Annotated in this window: 22 protein-coding genes and 1 other RNA gene; 15 read left to right on the forward strand and 8 right to left on the reverse strand. The window is 40.8% G+C overall.

The genetic code is table 11. The features are described 5' to 3' along the window. From FTU38_RS08385 to FTU38_RS08395, 3 genes are all read left to right on the forward strand, one after another. On the forward strand, nt 1–330 hold a 330-nt coding region (locus FTU38_RS08385; RefSeq protein WP_180012241.1), incomplete at its 5' end, for an integrase core domain-containing protein. Nucleotides 331–559: 229 nt separating this feature from the next. After that, nucleotides 560–1,759 carry a YncE family protein gene (locus FTU38_RS08390; RefSeq protein WP_257225699.1) on the forward strand — a complete coding sequence of 400 codons (1,200 nt, stop codon included), beginning with the start codon at nt 560–562 and terminating at the stop codon, nt 1,757–1,759. Between the two features lie 85 nt (nt 1,760–1,844). Further along, nucleotides 1,845–2,312: a hypothetical protein gene (locus FTU38_RS08395; RefSeq protein ID WP_180110971.1), complete on the forward strand. Its 468-nt coding sequence runs from the start codon at nt 1,845–1,847 to the stop codon at nt 2,310–2,312. Nucleotides 2,313–2,467: 155 nt separating this feature from the next. Here the strand turns inward: FTU38_RS08395 and ssrS are convergent. The 3 genes from ssrS to FTU38_RS08410 all read right to left on the reverse strand — a co-directional run bounded on the left by ssrS (nt 2,468) and on the right by FTU38_RS08410 (nt 3,591). Continuing rightward, nucleotides 2,468–2,650, reverse strand: a non-coding RNA gene (gene ssrS / locus FTU38_RS08400) — 6S RNA. Between the two features lie 99 nt (nt 2,651–2,749). Further along, nucleotides 2,750–3,037: a cell division protein ZapA gene (locus FTU38_RS08405; RefSeq protein WP_168378082.1), complete on the reverse strand. Its 288-nt coding sequence runs from the start codon at nt 3,035–3,037 to the stop codon at nt 2,750–2,752. A gap of 2 nt (nt 3,038–3,039) precedes the next feature. Further along, complete coding sequence (locus FTU38_RS08410) at nt 3,040–3,591, reverse strand: hypothetical protein (RefSeq protein ID WP_180110972.1); 552 nt, start codon at nt 3,589–3,591, stop codon at nt 3,040–3,042. 64 nt (nt 3,592–3,655) lie between these two features. On the opposite strand from FTU38_RS08410, the gene FTU38_RS08415 reads away from it, so the two are divergent. The 6 genes from FTU38_RS08415 (at nt 3,656) to FTU38_RS08440 (ending at nt 10,348) form a co-directional block, all read left to right on the forward strand. Then, a complete protein-coding gene (locus tag FTU38_RS08415) occupies nt 3,656–4,273 on the forward strand; it encodes a UPF0149 family protein (protein WP_180012160.1) in 618 nt (205 codons plus the stop codon). Between the two features lie 102 nt (nt 4,274–4,375). Further along, nucleotides 4,376–5,710, forward strand: coding sequence for a Xaa-Pro aminopeptidase (gene pepP / locus FTU38_RS08420; RefSeq protein ID WP_180110973.1), 1,335 nt, complete (start codon nt 4,376–4,378; stop codon nt 5,708–5,710). A 207-nt stretch (nt 5,711–5,917) separates the two neighbouring features. Beyond that, nucleotides 5,918–7,093: a tetratricopeptide repeat protein gene (locus tag FTU38_RS08425; protein WP_180110974.1), complete on the forward strand. Its 1,176-nt coding sequence runs from the start codon at nt 5,918–5,920 to the stop codon at nt 7,091–7,093. A 382-nt stretch (nt 7,094–7,475) separates the two neighbouring features. Continuing rightward, nucleotides 7,476–8,684, forward strand: a complete 1,209-nt coding sequence (gene ubiH, locus FTU38_RS08430; protein WP_180040714.1) for a 2-octaprenyl-6-methoxyphenyl hydroxylase — start codon at nt 7,476–7,478, stop codon at nt 8,682–8,684. Next, nucleotides 8,681–9,925, forward strand: a complete 1,245-nt coding sequence (locus FTU38_RS08435; RefSeq protein ID WP_180110975.1) for an FAD-dependent monooxygenase — start codon at nt 8,681–8,683, stop codon at nt 9,923–9,925. The genes ubiH and FTU38_RS08435 overlap by 4 nt, the downstream gene beginning before the upstream one ends. A gap of 174 nt (nt 9,926–10,099) precedes the next feature. Further along, nucleotides 10,100–10,348 (forward strand): hypothetical protein, encoded by a 249-nt coding sequence (locus tag FTU38_RS08440; RefSeq protein WP_078189169.1) that lies wholly within the window; start codon nt 10,100–10,102, stop codon nt 10,346–10,348. A gap of 134 nt (nt 10,349–10,482) precedes the next feature. Here the strand turns inward: FTU38_RS08440 and FTU38_RS08445 are convergent, their stop codons facing one another. Beyond that, entirely contained in the window at nt 10,483–10,905 is a 423-nt protein-coding gene (locus FTU38_RS08445) for a hypothetical protein (protein ID WP_180008940.1), read from the reverse strand. Between the two features lie 104 nt (nt 10,906–11,009). After that, the gene (gene rsmI / locus FTU38_RS08450; protein ID WP_078189168.1) at nt 11,010–11,852 is read right to left on the reverse strand and encodes a 16S rRNA (cytidine(1402)-2'-O)-methyltransferase; all 843 of its coding nucleotides are present in this window, start codon (nt 11,850–11,852) and stop codon (nt 11,010–11,012) included. A gap of 10 nt (nt 11,853–11,862) precedes the next feature. On the opposite strand from rsmI, the gene FTU38_RS08455 reads away from it, so the two are divergent. The 4 genes from FTU38_RS08455 to FTU38_RS08470 are packed head-to-tail and all read left to right on the forward strand — an operon-like array spanning nt 11,863 to nt 14,918. After that, on the forward strand, nt 11,863–12,807 hold the full coding sequence (locus FTU38_RS08455) for a penicillin-binding protein activator (protein ID WP_180110976.1): 945 nt from the start codon (nt 11,863–11,865) through the stop codon (nt 12,805–12,807). Nucleotides 12,808–12,853: 46 nt separating this feature from the next. Next, a complete protein-coding gene (locus FTU38_RS08460) occupies nt 12,854–13,261 on the forward strand; it encodes a YraN family protein (protein ID WP_180110996.1) in 408 nt (135 codons plus the stop codon). 60 nt (nt 13,262–13,321) lie between these two features. Further along, the gene (locus FTU38_RS08465; protein ID WP_078192932.1) at nt 13,322–14,020 is read left to right on the forward strand and encodes a BON domain-containing protein; all 699 of its coding nucleotides are present in this window, start codon (nt 13,322–13,324) and stop codon (nt 14,018–14,020) included. A gap of 25 nt (nt 14,021–14,045) precedes the next feature. Beyond that, the gene (locus FTU38_RS08470) at nt 14,046–14,918 is read left to right on the forward strand and encodes an alpha/beta hydrolase (protein ID WP_180106271.1); all 873 of its coding nucleotides are present in this window, start codon (nt 14,046–14,048) and stop codon (nt 14,916–14,918) included. A gap of 85 nt (nt 14,919–15,003) precedes the next feature. Here the strand turns inward: FTU38_RS08470 and nudC are convergent, their stop codons facing one another. From nudC to dnaQ, 3 genes are all read right to left on the reverse strand, one after another. Further along, nucleotides 15,004–15,777 carry an NAD(+) diphosphatase gene (gene nudC, locus FTU38_RS08475; protein ID WP_180085800.1) on the reverse strand — a complete coding sequence of 258 codons (774 nt, stop codon included), beginning with the start codon at nt 15,775–15,777 and terminating at the stop codon, nt 15,004–15,006. After that, nucleotides 15,777–17,423: a chemotaxis protein gene (locus FTU38_RS08480; protein WP_168379368.1), complete on the reverse strand. Its 1,647-nt coding sequence runs from the start codon at nt 17,421–17,423 to the stop codon at nt 15,777–15,779. The genes nudC and FTU38_RS08480 overlap by 1 nt, the downstream gene beginning before the upstream one ends. A 128-nt stretch (nt 17,424–17,551) precedes the next feature. Then, nucleotides 17,552–19,051 carry a DNA polymerase III subunit epsilon gene (dnaQ, locus tag FTU38_RS08485; protein ID WP_180110977.1) on the reverse strand — a complete coding sequence of 500 codons (1,500 nt, stop codon included), beginning with the start codon at nt 19,049–19,051 and terminating at the stop codon, nt 17,552–17,554. Between the two features lie 206 nt (nt 19,052–19,257). Between dnaQ and FTU38_RS08490 the strand changes: the two genes are divergently transcribed. Both FTU38_RS08490 and FTU38_RS08495 read left to right on the forward strand, forming a co-directional pair. Beyond that, nucleotides 19,258–22,584, forward strand: a complete 3,327-nt coding sequence (locus tag FTU38_RS08490; RefSeq protein ID WP_180110978.1) for a LysM peptidoglycan-binding domain-containing protein — start codon at nt 19,258–19,260, stop codon at nt 22,582–22,584. A 26-nt stretch (nt 22,585–22,610) separates the two neighbouring features. Further along, nucleotides 22,611–24,455: an extracellular solute-binding protein gene (locus tag FTU38_RS08495; protein ID WP_180110979.1), complete on the forward strand. Its 1,845-nt coding sequence runs from the start codon at nt 22,611–22,613 to the stop codon at nt 24,453–24,455. The last annotated feature ends 26 nt before the right edge of the window (nt 24,456–24,481 follow it).

Here is a 24,481-nt window from a genome sequence, read left to right on the forward strand (position 1 = left end):
GTGATTCATCATAGTGACAGAGGCGTGCAATATCTTTCCATTCGTTATACCAATCGTTTAGAAGCAGCAAATTTACGAGCATCAGTCGGTACGACCGGTGATTCATACGATAATGCTTTGGCTGAAATGGTGAATGGCTTATACAAAACAGAGGTGATTGAATATTTAAAAGCGGATTGGCAAGGTTTAGCGGATGTACAACTTGCGACACTAAACTGGGTAGATTGGTTCAATAAAGAGCGTGTACACAGTGCACTGGGTTATGTATCACCTTTTGAGTTTGAAGCAATGTACTATGATAAGATTAACCCGTTAGGTCAGGTGGCCTAACTTAAATAAAAAAGTCTCCGACAAACCCGGTACGGTTCAACTTGGTTTTAATCAACAACTCATCGGAATTAAAACAAATACGCTATATCTACACTTGTATATTGAATAAGCTTTCTTTGCGCTTAAAAAGCGACACTTATCTGATGACGTAGCTCAAAAGGTATGCATAAAAACAAATTAATGGACAATAAAAATGAAAAAGAATCTCTGGATCAGGACACTTCTTTGTATGACGGTTGCGGTGTCGCCACTTACTTTCGCAGCGACAACCACTGCACCCGTTCCACCCAATAGCCAGCAAGTCTTTTTTGTCGGCAATAACTGGGATGGTACGGTAACAGTGATCAATCCTGCAAAAAACTATCAGAAAGTTGGTGTCATCAATATGGTGCCCGACAAAAAGGAACGGCTCACTGAAATTTACCTCAACCCAGTAAAATTGATTGCCTATAGCTATATTCGTAATACGGCAGGAGAGGGAAATGATCAATTGGTCGATGACATGTATTCCACACCAGATGGTAAATCGGTAGTTGCATCACGCCCAAGCTATGCAGATGTAGTCTCGATTAGCATAGCAACAGGAAAAATCAATTGGCGCACACCCGTTGAGGGATTTCGAGCAGACCATATGGCAGTATCCCCTGATGGGCAACAGGTTGCAGTATCAGCGTCTTCAGGAAATGTCGTACATATACTCGATATCAACACAGGCAAGGAGCTCGGGCGCTTTGCCACAGGAGATAAGCCACATGAAAATATTTACTTTGATGGTGGCACAAAAATTCTTAACTCAGCCATAGGTAATGTGGAAACCTCAATGGATGCAGCGTGGCAGGATTTCACTAAAGGCAAACGCTATATCACCATTGCCGATGCTAATAATTTTAAAGTCTTGAAGAAAATTGATTTTCGTCCTGCATTGGATGCCTTTGGCCGTAAAGACCTATCGAACGCTGTGCGTCCAATTGTGTTTAGTAAAGACGAATCCAAAATCTATGCACAAGTCTCATTTTTTAATGGCTTGGTCGAATATGATCTCAATCAAGGCAAAGTCACACGCATTGCACAGCTTCCGGGAAGTACAACTATTCCCTCTGATCGCACGAAATGGGTAAATGACTCACGTCATCATGGGCTTTCGATCAGTGGAGATGGTGAAAAACTATGTGTCGCAGGAACGATGGATGATTATGCCACCATCGTCGATCGTAAAACTTTGACCGCGGCGAAATTGATTGCTGCAGGCAAACCGTATTGGGCAACGCAAAGTCCAGATGGTAAACGTTGTGTCATTTCTGAAAGTGCCACAGATGCAGTAACCGTGATTGATTTTGCAACAGGTGAAAAAGTCATCACAGTTCCAGTTGGCAATCACCCACAGCGTGTTCGTTTAGGTTATGCACCAGCAGGATGGGGCAGTCAGTAAAACAGTTTAAATCAAAAGAAAATGGAAAAATCAGAGTCAAATCGGCTCTGAATTTTTTAATTGAAGAATATTTAGAGATTGAATCATGTATAAGAAATGGATTGTTATCGGGTTAGTGGTTGGCTTGATTTTATTGTTTATGATTCAGTTTTTAAAACCACGGCAACAGCACATAAAGCAGGAGCAGACTCAACTAGATAAACAAAAAGTTCTTAACCCGCTTACAGTGCAAACCACTAATAATGCGTTAAATGATCAAAGTTCAAAACAAAAACAAGAAAGACAAGATAAGGAAATGCACACCCAGTTATTACAACAACGTGAGCAGGTATTTCAACAATTTCAGCAAATAAACACTCAGATGGGTCAGGGGCAGCAGCCGAATCAAAATCAAGTACTCGCTTTACTCGAGCAACAATATAGATTGGTTGAAAAAGGCGTCGTACAAGTAGATGAAGCCATTTCATCTATTCAATATTTACGCCAAATACTCCCTGAAATGGATCGATTTTTAGATGGGCAGCAAGCCAAACTGGAACAACTCAAAGATTGAATAAGACGAATTAAATAAGCATTTGAAAGCGAATAAAATTGAATGAAATATTTGAAGCGAAGAACAGAAGTCAAATAGAACAGAAATAGAATAATAATTTTTAGAATAACGCTTGGAATTGAATGCTGAAAATTTTAATAATGACTTGAAAAACAAACACTCCGAAGATGCCGCTGCAAATGTCGTGACCCTGAACCCGATGAGTTCAAGGTGGACGCGACGTACACTCGCTGGGTTTCCCACTCGAGGAGGGCATACGCTCAGAATATACAGAACACATCCATAAGTTTAAGTATCGGCAGGGGATTAGACCTAGCTGGCGAACACCTCAGAGATGTGCTTAGTATAACGAATTCAGCGTTATTGGCAAATCACCAAACGCGGACAAAGTGTTTAAAATGAAGCAATCGGGCAAAGTATAATCACTAAACCACCGATTAATCAGTCAATTCTTCCACTTGTTCCAAAATATTTTGCAACAAAAGTTCGCAGTTTGCATATTCTTGCAAACTCTTATTCATCGATAGGACTTCTTGCATTAACTCAAGTGCGACCATAATGATCAGCTTACTCGGTTCCATACGTGGCGCTTTACGACGAAATTCATCGTATTTGTCATTCAGCAGTTGCGCTGCGCGTTCTAAATCTGCTTGTTGGTCAGAGGTCGTCGCTAAACGGAAACTATGACCTAGAACTTTTAAATCAACTGCAATTTGTTCACTCATGATTAAACTTCCTCATTGCTTTCAGTCGGATGCGCCAATTGTTGAATTTCTTGTTCATGTTGATCTTGAGCAGTACCTAAAATGGCTAAACGTTGAATAATCGCTTCAACTTTGGCTTTGGCATGTTCATTTTTTTGAAGCAGACGTTCACGTTCTTGCTTTAAACCTTGAATTTCTTGCTGAGCATGACGTTGTTCATTTTGCATTTTTTCTTTGACGATACGTAACTCATTACGCTCTGCCAAAATTTCCTGAAAACGATTTTTTAGATCAGTACAGCTTTTTTCGAGGCGGCTGTATCGGTCAGCCAAAGCAGTTGCATCAGTATTGAGCTGTTGAAGTTGAGCACGTGAATCAGTTAATTGCTCATTCAGTGTTTCAATTTCTTCTTGTTTCGAGGTGATAATGCCGTTCTTATGTACAATTTGAGCATGATGCTGCTCATTAGATGAGTTTTTCTCATCTTGTAAGGCACCATTTTCGCTTTCAAATTGCGCCAGTCGCGTTTTTAAAACGCTAATATGCGCTTGGAGACGCTGTAATTCTTCTAACATAACGTAGTCGCACAGTCTTGCAAACAAAGGTAATATATACGAAGTATAGAGATTGGATAAGCGAATGCAAGACGATATTTCAGGTTGGTCAGATTGGTCCCAGAATTTTTCTAAAATTGAAGAAATTTCAAGCCCAAGTGAGTTACACGGTCTACTCACTGGTATAGTTTGTGTGTCACAACCCCCGAGTCGTGAAGAGTGGCAACAAATTTTAGCAACGCTTGATGTAGCTGAATTAGACGAAGATGCGGTGGCATTGTTGACTGAAGAAGCAGAAGATGTAGCTCATTCACTTTCAGATGATGAACTCGACTATCTTCCTTTATTACCAGATGATGATCACTTGCTAGGTGAGCGTGTGCAAGCCTTGGCAGATTGGTGTGCAGGTGTTGTTCTTGGTTTTGGTTTAGCGGCAGGTCATCTGCGCACCAATGAACAAGAATTGATTGAGCATTTACAGGATGTCGCTTCAGTAGAATTTGAAGATTCAGATGATGATGAAGAAGGTGAAGAAAGCTATCAGGAATTATACGAATTTGTTCGTTTAATCCCAGTGAGTCTGTCGATGGGACGTACCAAAGTTGATGTTTCAGAAACACCGTTGCTACAACTGAGCGCTAAAAATTCATTGGCTCAAGCGGGCAATGTGGTTGAAATGTTCACCCCACACCGTCCAAGTTAAGGCATTCTTTTTGCATTAATAATTAATAGATGATGGGCTCTATCTAAGGAGTTCATCATCCTATTAAATCAATCATAGTCCAAGCGTATAAGAAGCATATCAATGAAGAAATTAACTCAAGCAGATTTTCAGGAACGTCGTGACATCCTTGCAGGTGAAATGGGCTTACGCAGTATCGCAATTATTGCCACGAGCAAAGAAGCCATGCGAAACCGTGATGCCGACTATAAATTCCGTGCTGATAGTAGTTTCTTTTATTTAACAGGTTTTGCTGAACCTGAAGCGGTTGCAGTGATTGAAACCTTTGATAGCGAAGAAGAAGGTTATAGCTATAGTTTGTTCTGCCGTGAACGTGACCGTGAAATGGAAATTTGGAATGGCTACCGTGCGGGTGTAGATGGGGCAGTAGATGATTATGAAGCCGATGAAGCTTATGCAATTGATTTGCTTGATGAAGAAATTTTAGAAAAATTACAAAATAAAGATAAATTATTCTACCGTATTGGGCAGCAACCAGATTTTGATGCTCGTGTGGCGCAGTGGATTTCGGCAGCAAGTGGTGAATCACGTAAGGGTGCAAGTGCGCCTGCTCAAGTCATTCAACTAGATCGCATCATTGATGAAATGCGTTTGCATAAGTCTGATGATGAACTTGAATTGATGCAGATTGCTTCGGATATTTCAGCAGAAGCGCATACTCGTGCCATGCAAACGGTTAAACCGGGCATGATGGAATATGCACTAGAAGCAGAACTGAATTATGTCTTTGGTAAAAATGGCTGTGTGCCTTCCTATAACAGCATTGTCGGCGGCGGTGAAAATGGCTGTATTTTGCACTATGTGGAAAATAACAAAGAACTCAAAGATGGTGATTTGGTACTGATTGATGCAGCATGTGAATATCAGCTGTATGCCTCAGACATTACCCGTACTTTCCCAGTCAACGGTAAATTCAGCCCTGAACAAAAAGCACTTTATAATATCGTACTCGATGCACAAATTGCGGCGATTGATGCTGTGCGTATCGGCAACTCTTATAAAGAACCACATAATGTTGCTGTACGTATTTTAGTTCAAGGTTTATTGGATCTTGGCATTATGCAAGGAGATATTGACGAAATCATCGCAAAAGAAAGTTACCGCCAATTCTATATGCATGGTACGGGTCATTGGCTTGGTATGGATGTGCATGACGTCGGTTCATACAAGCAAGACGGTGAATGGCGTGCCTATGAGGAAGGTATGGTTGTGACTGTTGAGCCTGGTCTTTATATTGCGCCAGATGATGAAACGGTTGATGAAAAATGGCGTGGGATTGGCATCCGTATTGAAGACGATGTTGTAGCGACTCAAAATGGTCCACGTGTATTAACCGCTGCAGTGGTGAAATCTGTAGAAGAGATTGAAGCGCTGATGGCGAAAGCGAAAGCTGCTTAAGTTAATACACTGATGTTACGCAGTAACATCAGTAAAAAAGCCGGTCAGATGATCGGCTTTTTTTATCTATAAGCAGTCATATAAATACTAATCATACAGACAAGGGTAATTAACAATGTAGTTGATTTTCTGATGTTAAGTTTTTACAAAAATTAGATATAAGTCTTTTAAAATTAATCGTATAAATTTTTTATTTTAATCATAATTATGGGCGTTAGAAAAGCTGGGGTGGTTATTCCCTTTAATGGCAATCAACAGGATATAGAAAGACTGGTAAATGATTGGCTGGTTTATTTTGAAGAAAACTCAAAATCTGCATTAGATATAGAGTGGCTGACGGATCATGTTGTTTGTATCAATAGTGCTGGATTAGCGCATTTTGCTTTTACTGAACCTGAAAAATGGAGCAGCTTGCTGAGCAGTGGGTTACCGATTAAATGGATGATATTCTTTGATTTTGCAGACACAAATTCAAGCTATAGCTATGCGCTTTATAAAGAGGGTGCAGAAATTAGATGTGTCATTCAAGCGGAAGAAGATGAACTTTACATGGATGGGCAAATACAAGATTTTGAAAAAGAATGGTTAAACTTTTCAACAAGATATTTATACGAATATGTTGAAAATGGCAAAATTCAAAAAAAATGGATGACTGATTTAAACAGTTTAAAAGAAGAGATCAATGAAGATTTGGAAAGCTATTATCAATATTATTATTTTAGCGAAAAGGATCATTTAATTTATCATACTCAATTGGTTCGGCTGTTATTGATTGAACTCTTTAAAATCTATGTCGGTTTTGAAATCTTTGATAGTGATTATAATCCAGTAAAGAAAATAAAGTTTAAGTATAACAATCAGCGTACTTATGATGATTATTTAAGTTTAGCATCAAGAGGGGATATTGCAGCCCAAATTAAATTGGGTGAAATGTATGAAATGGGATGCGGCGTCGAAAAAAATGATTTAACAGCACAAGGATGGTATCAAAAAGCGGTTGATCAAGGGGATGATGCGGCGATGCTGAAGTTAGCAGCGCTGTTGTTCAAAAAACCATGTAAAACAGAGGTTCATATTGCTTTAGATCTACTGAATCAGTCAGTGGAAAAGGGAAATATAAACGCAAGAACGGCCCTTGCTGAAATATATGAAAAGGGCGAAATTCTTGATCAAGATTATAATCTAGCTATGAACTTGTACAAGCAATCGGCAAAACAAGGCTGTGCAATTGCCCCCTATAAAATTGGTTTAATGTATGAGCTGGGTAATGGTGTAAGTCTAGACTTAAAGATAGCAAAGCGCTGGTATCACCAAGCGGCGAATGCTTTTAATCAAGATGCAGAAATTCGATTACAGAAATTAATCCAGTATTTTAATGCTTAACTTCCTAAGCACCTTATTTAAATTACTGATGTTACTGCGTAACATCAGTTAGGCAGAATAACAAGGCACTTTTTATGAAGGGCGATGTGAATCATTTGAATGAGGAAGCTGATGCTTGAAATTAAAATGATCTGTGGTTGAGCCGGAAATTTAATCGGCTCAGTCATTTTTATTGTGATTTTAAGTGATTCGCTATTTTTTGAGATGAATATTTACGGCGAAAGATGATTTATTTTGTATTTATTCAGTGCAAATACCCGCAACAAATTTGTATTTCATTATAAAAAATCATGCCCTTGATGTAAGATAAAATCCATTACAGATTATATGTATTTCGAGTGAATTTCCTAAATTCGAATACTTGATAAAAAAGGAAACAAGCATGCAGCAAGAAGTCATCATTGTTGGTGGTGGTATGGTCGGTTTAAGTCTGGCACTCATGTTGGCCAAAGCCAAAATTGGCGTAAAACTTTTAGAAGCCATTAAATACCCAAATTATGATGATGCAAACCTTGAGCCTTATCACTCGAGTTTTGATGCACGAAACAGCGCCTTGTCACGCCGTACGGTGCAAATTTATCAAGAACTAGGCCTCTGGGATGCTTTGCAGGAACACGCCACACCTATTTTAGAAGTAAATATTACAGAGCAAGGTAGTTTTGGTAAGGCAAGACTCAAAGCAGAACAAGAAAAAGTCGAAAGCTTTGGACAAGTCATTGAAAATGCATGGTTAGGCCGTGTGCTGCTCACAGAAGTCAAAAAAGAACCGTTGATTGAATTAATTGATGGCGTACAAGTGACTTCACTGACGCAGGATGCAGACTTTGCATATTTAGAAGCACAGCGTGCTGAAGAACAGCTCAAACTACAATCTAAAATTGTGATTGCCGCAGATGGCCGTGACTCATTCTGCCGTAAAGCCCTAGGTGTCGGCGCATCAGAACATGATTATGATCAAGTGGCGATTGTAACGACGGTACAAACCTCTAAACCGCATGCTCATGTCGGCTTTGAGCGCTTTAGTCCACTTGGCCCGTTAGCGCTGTTGCCACTTCCGGGGGAATACCGCCGCTCAGTGGTTTGGCCTGTGCCGAAAGGAACTGAAGGCGAGTGGATGGGTGATGAAAATGATCAGCATTTCTTAGATGCCTTGCAAGAAACCTATGGCGACCGTGCAGGTAAATTCAAAAAAACAGGTAAACGTTTCAGCTTCCCATTGTCCCAAGTTCTTGCAGAAAAACAAGCTGTCGGCCGTGTGGTGCTGATGGGCAATGCTGCGCATACTATTCATCCTGTCGCGGGTCAGGGCTTTAACTTGTGTATGCGTGATGCCTATGTACTGCGCCGTTATTTAACAGAGCAAGTTGAAAAAAATGCCGATTTGGGTGATGCAGCTATGTTGCTGGATTATGAAAAATCGCGCCTGACCGATCAGCAGCGGGTGATTAAATTCTGTGATTCAGTTGTTCGTGGTTTTAGCAACCAAAACCCAATTTTAAAATTGATCCGCAATACTGGGTTAGTTGCCTTTGACACCATTCCGGGTATCAAGCCTTTGGTCGCGAATTATGCAATGGGGCTAAAAGCATGAGTTTAAATCAAACAGATGTATTGGATGCCGTAATTGTCGGCGGTGGTTTGGTTGGTGGTTTAACGGCATTGTTATTGGCGCAGGGAGGTGTGCAGGCTACGGTATTGGATGCGGCACCTATTTTGGATGCAGAAAAAACCAAAAGTATTGCGAATCCTCGGGTTTTGGCGCTTAGTCAGGCCACTATTCATTTACTCAAGACCGTGGGCGTTTGGGAAAAGCTTGCCCGTCAGCAGCCTTATACAGGCATGCAGGTGTGGAATAAAAATGGCTATGGCGAAATCAATTTTGGCCATGCTACAGAGCAAACGCCATCAGTTGAGCAAGCTTTAGGTTCAATGGTCGAACCAAGTGTTTTGAATTTAGCTATTCAAGAAAAAATGCTAGAACAACTCGAAGACTACCGAACCCAAGTTAAGGTCAGTCGAGTTGAGCGTGGCGTTGGTGTGTGGATCATTCACCTTGCAGATGGTACCCAGCTCAAAACAAAACTGGTGATTGGTGCAGATGGTGCAAACTCATTTGTCCGTGAGCAAGCTTTCATCGATCTAGATGTGCTGGACTATAAACAAGCCGGTGTGAGCTGTGCAATTAAAACCGCCCAACCGCATCAGCATGTAGCGCGTCAAATTTTCTTAGAAACTGGGCCTTTGGCATTTTTGCCGATGGCGAGTCTGAAAAAAGAAGAAAGCGGTTATTGGCAATCGATTGTGTGGACCTTGCCAGATGATTATGCCGATGAATATGTTGCTTTATCCGATGTGGAATTTACTGCGTTGCTCACTCGAGAAAGCCATCACATGCTCGGCGAGGTCTTAGAAGCAACACCGCGTGCTAAATTTCCATTGAAAGCGCGAGCAGCACAGCAATATGTGCATGATGGTCTGGCGTTGATTGGTGATGCGGCCCATGTGATTCATCCGCTTGCAGGACAAGGCGTGAATATTGGTTGTTTAGATGCAGCAGTGCTTTGCGATGTGCTTTTGACCGATAAAAAACGTGGTGTGTGGGCACATGAACAAAGTTTGAAGCGATATGAACACCGTCGTAAAGGGCAAAACGATGCCATGATGCATAGTATGTCCGCGATTGGTTGGTTAGAAACCACCACTTTTTCACCTGTGGTGTGGGCGCGAAACTTTGGTTTAAAACAAGTGGAAAATCAGACTGTTCTAAAAGATGCGTTTATGGCTCAAGCCAATGGTCTGAGTATTTTAAAAGATACAATCTACGCAGCTTAGGTCAAAGTCTGATATTTTTTAGACAGTCGTATAAACAAGGTTACGATTTTGATTAAAAAAGATACGATTTTTTGATTGTGGGTACTAGTCGAAATGCTCAGAGATTGCTAAATTTCTGTTAATTTAAAACCAGCCATTCGCTGGCAAACAGAAGTCATTCGCGGGGAGAACACAATGACTGATATGAACGATTATGATGATCCAGAAGATTCAGTAGTTGATGAAGATGAAGCACAAGCAGCTGAAAAAGGTGCAGGTGACGCAGCTGATTCTGCCTCTGATGGTGACACCTCTGAAGCTGAAACATTAACAGTGACTGCAAAACTAAAACAACGTCAGGCGCTTGAAGATGAAGTTGCTGCGTTCTTAGCGCGTGGTGGTCGTATTACCGAAGTCCCTCCAGACGAATCGGCAAAAGATTAAAAATGAAAAAACACCACGTCATGTGGTGTTTTTTTTTGCTTCATTCGCTTGTGCGAGGATGCATGTCATTCAGTTCTTAACTCTGTAGCATGTTTGCTCAAGAAGTTAAGTCGTTAATAAGATGTGAAGTCGCTTCAAGCCGTCTTTGGCTTCATATATTTACGACTGATCGCGTAAATAGGATAGAACACAAAATGCAGTAAAAGCAAAAACATACAATTAATAATAAATGCAGCAATATACGGCGGTGCATGCATGGCCGCCACAGCAGCGACAAAAGATTGAAAAAGTAATACCGCACTCAAAACGACATAAGCCCAATAGCGATGCCTATCCCAAAATTGGCTCAGTTTGAGTAAATTACCGACTACAAAATAGAGGGAACAATATCCACAGACCATCGCAATCGCGCTATGATCGGCCGTCATTTGCTCGCCACTAATATAGTGTGGATAGGGTTGAATGCCAGTAAAAATAATATGTACAAGGGCCGTGAGCCAAACCAGATTAAAGAGAATGAACACCAGCGGTTTTTTGACAGACAGATTTATGGACATGTTATAAGCAACTTTTTTCATTCTATTTAAATTATTGTATGGGATAGCTTATGGAACCCGTAGGTCCCATAAGCGGTTCAAATTAAAAATAAAAAAAATTAAGCTTAATCGTTCGCTTGGGTTAACTCTAAAGCACGTTGATAGGCCACTTTCTTTTTAATCCCAGTTAAATCTGCAGCCAACTGAGAGGCAGCTTTAACGGACAAATCTTGAAGTAAACGTGTCAGCAATTTGTCTAACTTTTCTTGCTCTAGGTCTTTTTCTTCGGTCGCACCACCAATCACCAAAACGATTTCGCCTTTTTGCTGATTATGATCAGATTCGACAAAATGAACCAATTCACCTAAAGACATTTTTTTAATGGTTTCAAATGTTTTGGTAATTTCACGTGCAAAGCCCACAGGACGATCTGCACCAAAGACATTCGACATATCTTTTAGGCAATCCACAATACGGTGCGGCGCTTCATAGATAATCATAGTTTGGGTTTCGTCTTTCAGTTTTTCCAGTGCTAGAAGACGTTGTGACTGTTTAGAAGGTAAAAAGCCTTCGAAACTAAAACGGTCACTGGGTAGGCCGACAGCACTGAGAGCTGCAATGGCAGCACATGCACCTGGCACAGGAATGACACGAATATTTTTTTCTTGTGCAGCTCGAACCAATTTAAAGCCAGGATCACTGATCAATGGCGTGCCTGCATCACTGATTAGCGCCATATTTTCACCCTTTTCGAGGCGTTCAATCAGCTGGTCTATTTTGTTACTTTCGTTATGGTCGTGGCAGGCGGTTAAAGGTGTATTGATACTAAAATGTTTAAGTAATTGTGCGGAAGTTCGTGTATCCTCGGCGGCAATAATTTTAACCGACTTCAATACCTCAATTGCACGATAACTAATATCATCTAAGTGCCCGATTGGAGTTGCAACAACAAATAACTGAGCACTCATAGGTTTCTCCATGTTGGATAATAAGAACAAAATTTTGGGTCTTTGCCTTTTAAGCAGTCTGTTTACTGCTGCACAGGCAGACGTCTTGGTCATTCTACCTGAATCTGGCCCTATGGCGCGAGCCGCATCCAGTATTAAGCAAGGTTTCAATAGCGCATATCAATCGTCAGACTACAAAGTGCCCATTAAGTTTGTAGATTCAAATCAAAAGCAAATTGCAGCGATATTGAAGCAACAGGTAAATAAAAAAACTCAATTGGTGATTGGCCCTTTAGCACGCCAAGATGTTGAAGCACTTGTAAAAGCAAAGCCTAAAGTCCGCGTGTTGGCTTTAAATGAAACGACAAGCCAAATTCCCAATGTCTGGCAGTACAGTTTATCGAAACGTGATGATGCCTTAGCACTCCAAAAAGTCTTCGAAAAAGACAAATTAGCGCAAGTGATAGTGTTACGTCAGCCCGCAACTGAGGCGGAACATGAATTACTGCTCATGTCCTTAATCAGCCAAAGTTCAGTGCCGATACAAGTGGTTGAACAACTCCCAACGAAGCTGGACAAAAATCAAGGGGTGCTGTTGCTAGGCAATAATGAATGGATAAACAGTCAAAAAAAACTGCCTAAAGCGAAACTATATAGCGTCGCCAATGCGATTGAAGCCACTAAGCCCATTCCTGTAGGGCTGAAATTTTGTGATGCACCTGCCTTGCATGACGCACGTTGGCCTGACCTGATCCGAGCTTATGAGGAAAATCCAGTAGATATGCCATATCAACGTCTTTTAGCTTTTGGTGGGGACACATGGCATATCGCAAAACAATATTTGCAAGAACCGAAATTAAAAAGCATTGAGTTTCAGGGGCGAACAGGGCTAATCAAAATTAGTCAAAACAATATTCAGCGTGTTCCTCACTGCTATGAGCGAAGTAAAAAAGGCATCGTGGCGATCTCACTTTAGGGATGAAACGATGCAGCTAAACTTAGAGCAGATGAATTTGGGACAGATGAATCTAGGGCAGTGGGCAGAACGGCAAGCGCTGCATTTGGTTGAGCAGCAAGGCTATGTACAGGTGCAACAAAATTATCATAGTCGTTATGGCGAAATTGATTTGATCGTTGTGCGTGGTCAAGAATTGGTGTTTATCGAAGTTAAAGCACGTTCGAATACCTGTTATGCTCAAGCCGTTGAAAGTATCTCCATTCACAAACAACGTAAGATGATGAAGACTGCGTTGCATTTTTTAAATGAACAGTCACATTTTCAAAATTATTATTGTCGCTTTGATGCAATTTGTTTTGATTTTTATCAACACTTTGCAAAAACACTACAGCAAGACTTTTCTAAATACCCGTATCATCAGCAATGGATTGAAAATGCTTTTACTTTTGATCAAGAGTTGATTAATCTTTGATAAAACAAACTGTGTAAACGCATAGAAAAATACGTGTGGAAATTTGAGGAGTCGTGCTGAGTGGTTAAGCGTATTGCAATAACGATGCTTTGTGTCGCAAGTTTATCTGGCTGTGCGAGTTTTATTTCGAATGGAACAGGATCAGCACCTGTAGGAACTGAAAGCGGCGCACGCTCATTGGGACAAGTTTTTATTGACTCTTCCATTGTTCGAACAGCAAAAATTAACTTATATAAATTAGATACTCGTTTTAAACAGTCACGTGTCAATATTGAAAGTTTTCATGGCAATGTCTTATTGACTGGGCAAGTGCCAGATAATCATTTAAAAGAATTGGCAGAAGAAAATGTCCGTTCAATGAGTGATGTCAAAACTGTACATAACTATATTACAGTGGGTAATCAGATCAGCTATAGCACCATCATGCAAGATACTGCGGTCACTGCGAATACCCGTGGTTTGATTATGAAAGCGCCTGTGGTATCTGACAGCAAAGTACACATTCATACTGAAGATGCTGTTCTTTATGTGATGGGCCGTTTAAACAGTGCGGAAATCACAGACTTAAATCAAATCTTGCAACAAGTGGGTAATGTAACGCGAATTGTCACTTTAATCGATAATATTGATCAGAACCCAAATCCACAGGCACGTTCAATTAACTCAAGTTACACCACACCTGCTGTAGGTAATGTGCAACCTGAAGTACAAACGCCTGTAGCGATAGATCCGGATGCTGTCGATCCAAATGCTCAATAAAATGTCGGAAATGATGCTGTAAAATATGAATCAATGGTCTCTGCGGCTTCAGCAAAAAATGGATTTGGCTAAATCTATATACCGAAATTTTCGGTTATATGATTTTGGCAGTTATGCATTAAATCGACTGACACCCAAACAAGGATATCATGTTCAAAACAATATCCCTTATGGTCTAAAAGCGCGCCATCGCCTAGATTTGTATCGCACGTCAGCACCTCGTCAGCAACGTCCACTCATCGTGTTTGTACATGGTGGAGCGTGGATGCATGGTGACAAAAAGGACTATGGATTCATTGGTGAAGCTTTTGCCAAAGAAGGCTTCGATGTTGCTGTCATTAATTACCATCTCGCACCTGAATATATTTTTCCGGCTTCAATTGATGATCTTAGCCTTGCATTAAACTATTTGACGCAGTCTCAGCATAAGTTGCAGATTGAAGTGGAAAATGTGGTGTTAATGGGACATTCGGCAGGGGCATTTAATGTCATGTCTGCACTGTATCATCCGACGCCTTATCAGCTACAAGTGAAAGAGAATATTCGTGCAATTGTGGGATTGGCAGGGCCATATCATTTTGATTATAAGGGTGATCCGATTTGTGCAGATGCCTTTGATCAAAATGTACCGTATCAACAAGTGATGCCGTATTATTTTGTTGAGCACAATCAAGTGAAGCATTATCTATTCACTGCGGATAAAGACAATATCGTTGGCCATAGCAATAGTGAAGATTTTGATCGTCGATTAAAAGCCTCAGGCAACCATAGTCAATTGATTCAAATCCCTCGTGTTGGGCACATCACGATGATTGGTTCAGTTTCGAGTCTATTTAGTCGCTTCTTTAAAACCAAAGCTGAAATCATGCGTGTACTCGATGAAATTAGTCCACCTTAATGTCTTTGGTTAAATGATTGAAAATAAAAAACCGCCAAGTATGGCGGTTTTTTTATTGCATGATTTATTTACTAAAAATAGCTACTTATAACCATGCTTCGGTGTCATCTGCAACAGCAGACCCATGGATGACATGCATAATCATCGAATGGGCGATACTTCCTTTGAACGGAATTTCAGGTAATGCATCAAATTTAAAGAAAGCCGCATCACTTATTTCTTCTTCTTGTAATTGAAGTTCACCTGAAGCATATTCTGCTTTAAATGCGATCATTAAATTACTTGGGAAGGGCCAAGGTTGGCTTGCCAGATATTGAATATTTTTGACCTTCAGCCCAACTTCTTCTTCAGTTTCACGACGAACCGCTTCTTCTAAAGTTTCACCGACTTCAACAAAACCTGCGATCAGCCCATACATTGCCCGGACATTTTTCGCATTTTTAGCCAATAAGATTTCATCTTCACCACGGGTAATGACGGTAATGACACAGGGGTTTACACGAGGGTATTGGTGATAACCGCAAGCAGGGCAAACCATGGCATATTCTGTGGCGTGGACTTGAGTTGCTGTACCACAGTGGCTACAAAATTTATGATTACGGCGCCATTCTAAGAGTTGAATAGCACGGCTGGCTTGTTCAAATTGCTGTACATTCCAAAGTTGTAGAAGCTGGCGAATAGGAATGAGTTGTAAGCCATCAGGAATTGGCTCATTTTCAAGTAGATCACGGGCAATCACTTGATCACCCGTGCCAATATTTAAATCACTTGCGAGTTGCTCAACTTCGGGAAGTTGAAAGTTTTCATCGACCAGCAATTGCTGTTGTTTGAAGATATACGCAAGTGACAATTTAGACATTAGGCTGCTGCTGATTTCAGTTTTTCGCTACTGTCCAATGCTACCTTAAACATGCCCTGTAAAACAGGTTGTTTGTTCTTTAAATTGTCAATCAACATATCTGCGCTTGCCAATGAATCTAATGCTTGATTCACTTCATTTGCTTCAATGGCTGTTGACGATTCAACTCGTTTCAAAATGAATTGAGCTGTTGAGTTCAGTGCATTTTGAGCCGCATCTGCATTGAGGAACAACATTGCACCACCAATTTCGCGGAATTGAGTTGCAGTCGCTTCAAGTTGTGTCAAATCTTGGTTTTGTAAATACTGAACCAAAGATTGGCTAGCAGCATCAATTAAAACCTTGGTCTCATTTAACAGAGCAGCGTGTGCTTCATCTAAACGGTCGAGTGAAATATTCATATTATTCACACGAAGTTGTAAGCGGCTAGAAGTGTGATGACGCTCAAGCACACCAATCGAGTTCATGGCAGACAAGATATTGTTCATCAACTGCTGGGCAAAGCTTTCATCTTGTAAAATCTCAGCATTACCTAATGACGCAGCTTGACGCGACAGGTCGTTATACGCTTCATTTAAGTTCAAGACTTTGAAAATATTTGCCAATTCGTTCAATTTCGCTTGAAGTTCTTGGGTTTTTTCAGGCGTCATATTTTGATAGTTAAATTCAATATCATTACGAATTTGCGTCATTTCAGTCGTAACCAATTCACCAATGGTATGCATGGTTTCGAAGTCAGGACCATATAAATGACGACTGAAAACTTGCAATTGGGTGTCGGTAAGAAGGTCTTCACCGATATTTAACTTGCCACGAATATGATGAGAAATGTCATCTTCTTGGCTAATACTTAGACTTAAGACATTGGCTAAATCAGAAATGGATGCTTTAAAGCGCTCAGTTCCTGCAAAATATTGAGCCATATTGCGTTCAATGCTTACCAAGGTACGTAAACGAGCATCGGTAATTAAGATTTGATCAATTTGATTAAACGCAACAAAAACCAAGTTCCAGTATTGTTTGCTTGGATGTTTGTCTGAAAGACCTGCTAAATACGTACCGACCAATTTAATCGCTTGCAAATCCAGCTCAGTTTCTTCTTGTTTAATCAATTTATTCAACGCCAACTTATACAGACGGTGAACGTATTTTGATTTTTCAAGTGCAGGAGCTTGAGGTAAGTCAAAGTCAGGAGTAATACAATCGAGTAGGGACTCAATGTGTTGGCCTTCCGACGTTAGAGGTTTACCCAAAGACAGTTCTAGACGATTAAGACTGTCCAGCAGGAACTGTGGAATTTTAACTTCACGCAAGCAGATAAATTCGATATAGCGTTTCAGCATGGTCGTGCCTTCGCTCAGTGCGATGACATCTTGAGTGTTAATTTGCGCAGGATTCCCCATGATCTTGCGCATTAACTCTGCTGAATATTGAGCGATTTTTGCCAAACTTGGCATATCAACTAAAGCTAGTACTTGAGCACATTGTTCAAATTGAATCAGTGCATCATCAATCCCGAAAGGTAAAGTTTGATCTTCAACTAAGGTGCTGACTGCTGATTCGACTAACTTGATTGAGTTATCAACCTCATTTTTTATTATCAGCAAAGCCGTTGGATCAAAATGGATAGAGGTTTGGTAAGACATGTATCTGCACCTTTCCTAGATGTTTTATCTTGTTTATTAACCGCCCCTTAAGGCGGTCCATGTTTATGGTTTTACTATAGCGTATGTAAGAATTGTTTATATACAAAAAGTAACACGAAATTTAGATTTTATTTCGCAAAAAGGCAAGGTGTACCATGTTTTTCTTCAAATTGTTTGACCCATGTCTCATGGGCTTCAAGTTCATCTGCGGAAGGTAAAATCACGGGTAATTCTATTTCAACAGCGGCGCGGGTTTGCGAACCATCTTCATTTTGCGAGTGGGTCAGGGCATCGATATCAAAGGAAACCTGACCGCCCGTCATTGCTAGGTATACGTCAGACAGAATTTCCGCATCGAGTAACGCACCATGGAAGGTACGGTCACGTTGTGGAATTTCGTAACGACGCACCAACGCATCGAGTGAATTTTTCTGACCCGGATGCTTGGCTTTGGCCATAGCCAAGGTATCGGTAACTTCGCAAACTTCCGATAAGGCCACAAAACCTGCACGTTTGAACTCCATATCAAGGAAGTTCATATCGAAGGTTGCGTTATGCGCAATGATTTCTGCGCCTTTTAGATAGTCAAATAAGACATCAGCAATTTCAGCATACAGTGGTTTGTCTTTTAAAAAGTCATCACTGATTCCGTGAATATTTTCAGATTCACCGACAGGTTTTTGCGGGTTGATATAAATATGGATTGAGCTGCCGGTTAGTTTGCGGTTAATCATTTCCACCGCACCGACTTCAATAATACGGTCGCCATCTTGGAAATAGAAACCTGTGGTTTCCGTATCCAAAATTAATTGTCGTGGGCCAGATACATCGACGGTTGCTGGTGTAATGACAATCATTGGATGGATTTCACCAGCTTGCTTAGACTGGATAGGGGCAGCTTCATTCAACGTTGAAGCAGTGTCAGTTGCTTGTTGTTCTATCGTAATGTCATCAATCTGCTCTGCATTGATCGCTGTGTCAGTAGTCATTTCACGTGACGGAGCAATTTCTAGCGGCTGAGCAATTGAAGACTCCTGAATTGAAGCATCAATAATGCTTTCATTTGCAATCATTGCTTCTTCAGAGATTTCTTCTTCATCGTCGCTATCAGCAAATTCGAGTCCAAAAGGATCGTTTAACAGCCAGTCAGGTTCAGCTTTTTTTTTAGGTGCTTCAGCTGTAGTTGCTGCTGCTTGTTTGATCTGTTCGAGGGTTTTTTCTGCGCCTAGATTGGCCAATTGATCGGCCATTTCATTTCCCGGATGGCCTGCATGCCCTTTAATCCAGTTCCATTCAATTTCCCGACCCTGACAAGTTGCATCCAGTAATTTCCACAGATCTGGATTTTTAACATCTTTCCAGTTTTTCTTTTTCCAACCATGAATCCACTCGGTAATGCCTTGTTTGACATAGTTAGAGTCTGTCCAAATGATCAGTTTTGCATCGGACGGACAGTGTTGAATACCTTCAATTGCCGCAGTCAATTCCATACGGTTATTGGTGGTTTCAGCTTCGCCGCCGCAGAGTTTTTCTTCTCCAGTTTCACGGATGATATACGCCCCCCAACCCCCTAAGCCAGGGTTGCCTTTACATGCACCATCAACATAAAGCGTGATTGTTTGAGACATAAATCAAATCCGGAGAAAAACGAGCATTCAGAACCGTATATTGTATAACGCAAATGACGGAGAGAAATCCATTTCTGGCGATTTTTTTAATTTCTTGTAACATTTATACTGAAATAGCGTTAAATTAACGCCTTGTGTCTGTGTCCTGCTTCACTACAATGGCATATCTAAAAAATAAATTTTATATGAGTTGTCTGGATTTTTTTATGTACAAATCAACTGCGACTGTCTGGCAGCCTACGTTACCACAAATTTTTAAATTTACAGTCTTGGGTTCTGCACTCGCAGCTCTTGGTCTGACGGGCTGTTCTTCATCGCAAACGACTAAGCAGAACTCAGCAAGTAAACAAGTCGGCTCCAACTTTCTCGATGCCAATAGTTTAGATTCACTCGAAGATTTACTTTCTGCAACAGACATGCGTGCCGTAGAAGGCGATCGCCTTTTAGTACTGAAGCACGGTGATGTTTGGAAGCGAATGACTGTTGGTTTCAAAATGGATTTGAACCACTGGGATACGCGAATCGAAGCCCAGCGTGGTTGGTTTATTTCACGTCAACCATATATTGACCGTTTAAGTGCGCGTGCATCCCGTTATTTATATCACACGGTTAAAGAAGCCGAACGTCGTGGTTTGCCGACCGAATTAGCATTATTGCCAGTGATTGAAAGTTCTTATGACCCAGCAGCAACCTCAAGTGCAGCCGCAGCAGGCTTATGGCAGTTTATCCCGAGTACCGGACGTATTTACGGCTTAAAACAAACCTCAATGTATGACGGTCGTCGTGACGTAGTTGAATCTACGCGTGCAGCTTATGAGTTTTTAGGTGCGCTACATAACCAGTTTGGTTCGTGGGAATTGGCATTGGCTTCATATAATGCAGGGCCGGGGCGTATTCAACAGGCGATTAACCGTAACCGTGCAGCAGGTTTGCCAACCGATTATTGGTCGCTAAAACTGCCACAAGAAACTATGAACTATGTTCCACGTTTCTTGGCTGTTGCTCAAATTATTAAAAATCCAAGTGCCTATGGCGTAAGTTTGCCGCCAATTGCCAACCGTCCACACTTTCGTGAAGTGGCTGTAGGGCCTGCAAATTTAAATGAAATTGCATCTATTACTGGTTTAAGTCGTGCAGAACTCTATGCACTAAATCCTGGTCATCGTGGCGATGTGATTGATAGCAGCAGCCCAATGCGGATTTTAATTCCTGCGGATGTGAGTCCATCAGTCGATGCACGTTTGAAAAAATTACAATCAGGTGGTTCATCAGGTTATTGGGCAAGTAATTCAACTTATAACTTACCAAAAAATAATGTTGAAATAACACCGTCACGTGTTACTCCGCCGGAATTAAATAGTAAAACTATTCAGCCCGCTAAAGTGACGCCACCTACGCTTAAAACACAGCCGACAGTGACAGCTTCTGCCAAACCACCTGTAGTCGCTACAACGGTAACGCCAAGTATTCTGTCAGGTACGAAAGGCAAAACGCCAATAGGATCATCTGCTTTGGCTGCATTTGCATCGAATAGTGATATTCCAAGTGCGCCGCGTATTCCAGTCGCTGTAACACCTTCGACTCCTGTGAAAGCCGTGTCTGTCGAGCCACCACTCAGCGCAAATGAGCGTGAGCAAATCATGGCGGCTATTAAAGCTGAAGGTGAGACCAAAACAGTCGATGAGGTATTAAAACCAGTAGCGACTAAAGCAGAACAAGAAGAAGTCGTTCAGGAAATTAAAGCTATTGCGCCGAAGGGCACTGAAATTGTCGATCCTTACGATGGTAAGATTAAGTTAACTGCGATTCAGACCAGTCAGTCGATTGCAGATCAACAAGGTAAAGAACTGACGAAAGGGTTCTCTTACCCGAAAAGCGTGGCTGAAAATACAGGTGCAGATTCCGAAGAAGCCAAACGCAACCAAGGTAAAAATGTCATTCGTACAGATTCTGAAATTGTAGTTGTACCACCTAAAGGTAAACGCAGTACTTATACAGTTTTGGCGGGCGACACATTAGCGTTGATCGCGATGAAAAATGGCGTGAATTGGCGTGATATTGCAGCTTGGAACCAAATTTCGCCAGATTCGACCTTGTATGTCGGTACGACCATCTATTTATATGATGCGAAACCGATTGTGCAAAATAATGAAGAATCGAAAGCTAAGCCTATCGCAGATAGCTATGTGGTGAAAGCAAATGACAGTCTTACAGCTGTTGCGAGCCAATTTGGTTTAAGTACGAAGCAACTCGCCGACTACAATGGTTTAACCACCACGAGTGGTTTATATGTTGGACAGAAATTATCCCTAAAAGAAACGCCTGCATCGAAAGCAAAATTGGAAGCTGACAAGAAATCCGCTCAAGTTGTTGAAAAACCTGCAAAAGTTCAAACCAAATCCTACACGGTAAAACGTGGTGAATATCTAAAACTTATTGCAGATCGTTATGCGCTGTCAAATCAAGAGTTGGCAGATTTAACAACTGGCTTAACGGCTGGCAGTAGCTTGATGGTGGGGCAAAAAATTAATGTGCCATTACAAGCTGTAGCAGAAGTTGAGAAGCTCGAAAGCAAAGTCGTGAATCGCATTGAAAATGTCAAAGTTGATCCTGCGTATAAAGTTGAAAGCTATAAAGTGCAGCGTGGTGATACGCTTTACAGCATTGCGACGCAGTCAAAAATCAGTTTGTCAGAATTGGCGAGTCTAAATGATATGTCGGTAAATAGTGGGCTGATGGCTGGGCAAAGCATTAAAGTTCCTGCAAGTTCAACTGTTCCGGATACATATGTGGTGCAGTCTGGCGATACACTGACAGGCATTGCTAGTCGCTATGATTTAGGCATGGACTATGTCGCAAATTTAAATGGTATAGAGCGTAGTTCTGGTCTACGCATTGGGCAGAAATTAAAATTAACAGGTGATGTCGCACCGGTTAAAGTAGAAACCAAAACTGAGGCGACCAAAATTGAAAGCAAAACCAATACACGAACGAATTCCGTTGATGCGACCGATATTCATGTGGTGAAATCAGGTGAAACATTGGGTGTGATTGCGAAGAAATATCATCTTCAATTACGTTATTTAGCTGAATTAAATGGCCTAAATACCAATAGTGCGATTCGTGTAGGGCAGCGTTTAAAAGTAGATGGTGAACTACCTGCTGATGTAGCTAGTAAAGCAACTGAAACCAAAAAAACGGAAGCTAAATCCTCTACGAGCAATGTGAAACCAACAAATACTGAAAGCTATACTGTGAAATCAGGCGAGTCTTTAAATTCGATTGCTAGTCGGACAGGTTTAACTGTGGCAGCATTGGCTGAATTAAATAACTTGAACCCCCGTGCAGGGCTGCGTGTCGGTCAAAATTTACAAGTCCCTAAAACTATCAGTGAATACCGTATTAAACGCGGCGATACATTGATTGGTTTAGCAAGCCGTTATGGACTTGATACATCAAAACTTGCTGAAATGAATGATATACAACCGTCTGCTCAGTTACGTATTGGTGACGTGATTAAAGTACCGAATTAAGCAACGACTACAGGGAGTTGTCAGTGATGTTGGTGTCGTTCAAATCAGCACATCAAGCTATTGGGATTTGTGTGCTTACTCTGTTCGGTCAAAGTGTGTGGTCTGCGATACAGACCACGCCTTATATTGCGATTCATAGCACACCCAAATATGACTCTGTCAAAGTCATGCCTTATGCCAATGCTTCTGCACCCAAAGGTGGATATTTAAGTACTTCATCAAATGGGACATTTGACAATTTAAACAGTATGAATGGTAAGGGCAGTGCGGCTGAGGGGGTAAATTATTTATTTGACTCCCTTATGGATAGCTCTTTAGATGAACCTGGCGTGATGTATCCATTATTAGCTGAGAAGGTAACGTTCGACCCCGATCATACTAATTTTGTCATTTATCACTTAAATCCAAAAGCACGATTTAGTGATGGTTCTGAACTCACAGCTGAAGATGTTAAATTTAGTTTTGATACTTTTCAGACCAAGTCAAATCCAGGTTTACAAATGTATTTGGCAGATTTAGATAAAACCCAAGTGTTATCTAAATATGAAGTCAAAATGACCTTTAAGTCGGGTAATAACGCTGAAATGCCATTAATATTGGCGCAAATGCCGATTTATTCCAAAAAAGATTGGGCAAAAAAAGACTTTACTAAAATTACTATGCAGCCGATTTTAGGTTCTGGCCCGTATTTACTTGATCGAATTGATTCTGGCCGTAGTATTAGTTTTAAGCGCAATCCTAATTATTGGGGACGTGATTTAGTGATTAATCGCGGACGATATAATTTTGATCATTTGAAATATGTCTATTACCGAAATTTAGATGTTGCTTTTGAAGGCTTTAAGTCTGGCCAATATACTTTGCATGAGGAATTTACAGCACGAAAATGGGTGACGGAATATAAGTTTCCGTCCATCACTGCAGGAATGGTGGTGAAGTATCGTGATAAGCATGAAAATCCAATTGCAACTCAAAGTTTTGTATTTAATACGCGTCGATCGCCGTTTAATGATATTCGTTTTCGACAAGCTTTAACCTATGCTTATGATTTTGAATGGCAAAATAAAGCTCTGTTTTATGGTCAATACCAGCGCCTACAAAGCTATTTTTCAAATAGTGAGTTAGAAGCTAAAGGGGTACCCTCAGATGCTGAAATGCAAATTTTAAAACCATTGTTAACGAAATTAACCCCTTTAGAGCGTAAAGGGGTGTTATCCAACTGGAAATATCCAGTTTCAGATGCTAGTGGATTTAATCGAAATAATTTATTGACTGCTCGTCAGCTATTAATAAATGCTGGTTATCGATTTAGAAATGGTCAATTATTAGACCGACATGGTCAAGCCATTCGTATTGAGTTTCTCATTCACCAAGATGGCTTACAGCGAACATTAATGCCTTTTGTGCGCAATATGAAACGCTTAGGTGTGACTGTAAATATTCGTCAAGTGGACGTGCCTCAATATATAGAACGGATGCGTTCGAAAGACTTTGATATGACAACAAATGTTATGCCACAGTCGCTCAATCCGGGTAATGAGCAAGCGCAATTTTGGGGAAGTGCATCGGCGGATCAGCCTGGTAATTACAACTATGCTGGCATTAAAAGTCCAATCATTGATGAGGTCATACAACAGGTGATTCGGGCACCAAATCGTGAACAATTGGTGGTGCGTACCAAAGTATTGGATCGATTATTAAGAGCTGGGTATTATCAAATTCCAACCTATGGTAAAGGTGAAAAATGGTTTGCGTATTGGAATATGTATCAACAGCCAAAAGTAAAACCAAAATTATCAACAGGTATTGATTATTGGTGGAGTAATGAAGCGCAATCGAAAAAAGTTGCAAACTATTTGCGCCAACAATAAATACTAATGAATGACAGGGAATGTTA

This window comes from Acinetobacter sp. YH12098, from assembly GCF_013419235.1.
In the GTDB taxonomy this organism is placed as follows: Bacteria; Pseudomonadota; Gammaproteobacteria; order Pseudomonadales; family Moraxellaceae; genus Acinetobacter; species Acinetobacter amyesii.

What these genes read in the sequence shown, in the direction of transcription:
- FTU38_RS08390 (WP_257225699.1), top strand. Translation starts at nt 560, where the DNA reads ATGACGGTTGCGGTGTCGCCACTTACTTTCGCAGCGACAACCACTGCA.
- FTU38_RS08395 (WP_180110971.1), top strand. Translation starts at nt 1,845, where the DNA reads ATGTATAAGAAATGGATTGTTATCGGGTTAGTGGTTGGCTTGATTTTA.
- FTU38_RS08405 (WP_168378082.1), bottom strand. Translation starts at nt 3,037, where the DNA reads ATGAGTGAACAAATTGCAGTTGATTTAAAAGTTCTAGGTCATAGTTTC.
- FTU38_RS08410 (WP_180110972.1), bottom strand. Translation starts at nt 3,591, where the DNA reads ATGTTAGAAGAATTACAGCGTCTCCAAGCGCATATTAGCGTTTTAAAA.
- FTU38_RS08415 (WP_180012160.1), top strand. Translation starts at nt 3,656, where the DNA reads ATGCAAGACGATATTTCAGGTTGGTCAGATTGGTCCCAGAATTTTTCT.
- pepP (WP_180110973.1), top strand. Translation starts at nt 4,376, where the DNA reads ATGAAGAAATTAACTCAAGCAGATTTTCAGGAACGTCGTGACATCCTT.
- FTU38_RS08425 (WP_180110974.1), top strand. Translation starts at nt 5,918, where the DNA reads ATGGGCGTTAGAAAAGCTGGGGTGGTTATTCCCTTTAATGGCAATCAA.
- ubiH (WP_180040714.1), top strand. Translation starts at nt 7,476, where the DNA reads ATGCAGCAAGAAGTCATCATTGTTGGTGGTGGTATGGTCGGTTTAAGT.
- FTU38_RS08435 (WP_180110975.1), top strand. Translation starts at nt 8,681, where the DNA reads ATGAGTTTAAATCAAACAGATGTATTGGATGCCGTAATTGTCGGCGGT.
- FTU38_RS08440 (WP_078189169.1), top strand. Translation starts at nt 10,100, where the DNA reads ATGACTGATATGAACGATTATGATGATCCAGAAGATTCAGTAGTTGAT.
- FTU38_RS08445 (WP_180008940.1), bottom strand. Translation starts at nt 10,905, where the DNA reads ATGTCCATAAATCTGTCTGTCAAAAAACCGCTGGTGTTCATTCTCTTT.
- rsmI (WP_078189168.1), bottom strand. Translation starts at nt 11,852, where the DNA reads ATGAGTGCTCAGTTATTTGTTGTTGCAACTCCAATCGGGCACTTAGAT.
- FTU38_RS08455 (WP_180110976.1), top strand. Translation starts at nt 11,863, where the DNA reads ATGTTGGATAATAAGAACAAAATTTTGGGTCTTTGCCTTTTAAGCAGT.
- FTU38_RS08460 (WP_180110996.1), top strand. Translation starts at nt 12,854, where the DNA reads ATGAATCTAGGGCAGTGGGCAGAACGGCAAGCGCTGCATTTGGTTGAG.
- FTU38_RS08470 (WP_180106271.1), top strand. Translation starts at nt 14,046, where the DNA reads ATGAATCAATGGTCTCTGCGGCTTCAGCAAAAAATGGATTTGGCTAAA.
- nudC (WP_180085800.1), bottom strand. Translation starts at nt 15,777, where the DNA reads ATGTCTAAATTGTCACTTGCGTATATCTTCAAACAACAGCAATTGCTG.
- FTU38_RS08480 (WP_168379368.1), bottom strand. Translation starts at nt 17,423, where the DNA reads ATGTCTTACCAAACCTCTATCCATTTTGATCCAACGGCTTTGCTGATA.
- dnaQ (WP_180110977.1), bottom strand. Translation starts at nt 19,051, where the DNA reads ATGTCTCAAACAATCACGCTTTATGTTGATGGTGCATGTAAAGGCAAC.
- FTU38_RS08490 (WP_180110978.1), top strand. Translation starts at nt 19,258, where the DNA reads ATGTACAAATCAACTGCGACTGTCTGGCAGCCTACGTTACCACAAATT.
- FTU38_RS08495 (WP_180110979.1), top strand. Translation starts at nt 22,611, where the DNA reads ATGTTGGTGTCGTTCAAATCAGCACATCAAGCTATTGGGATTTGTGTG.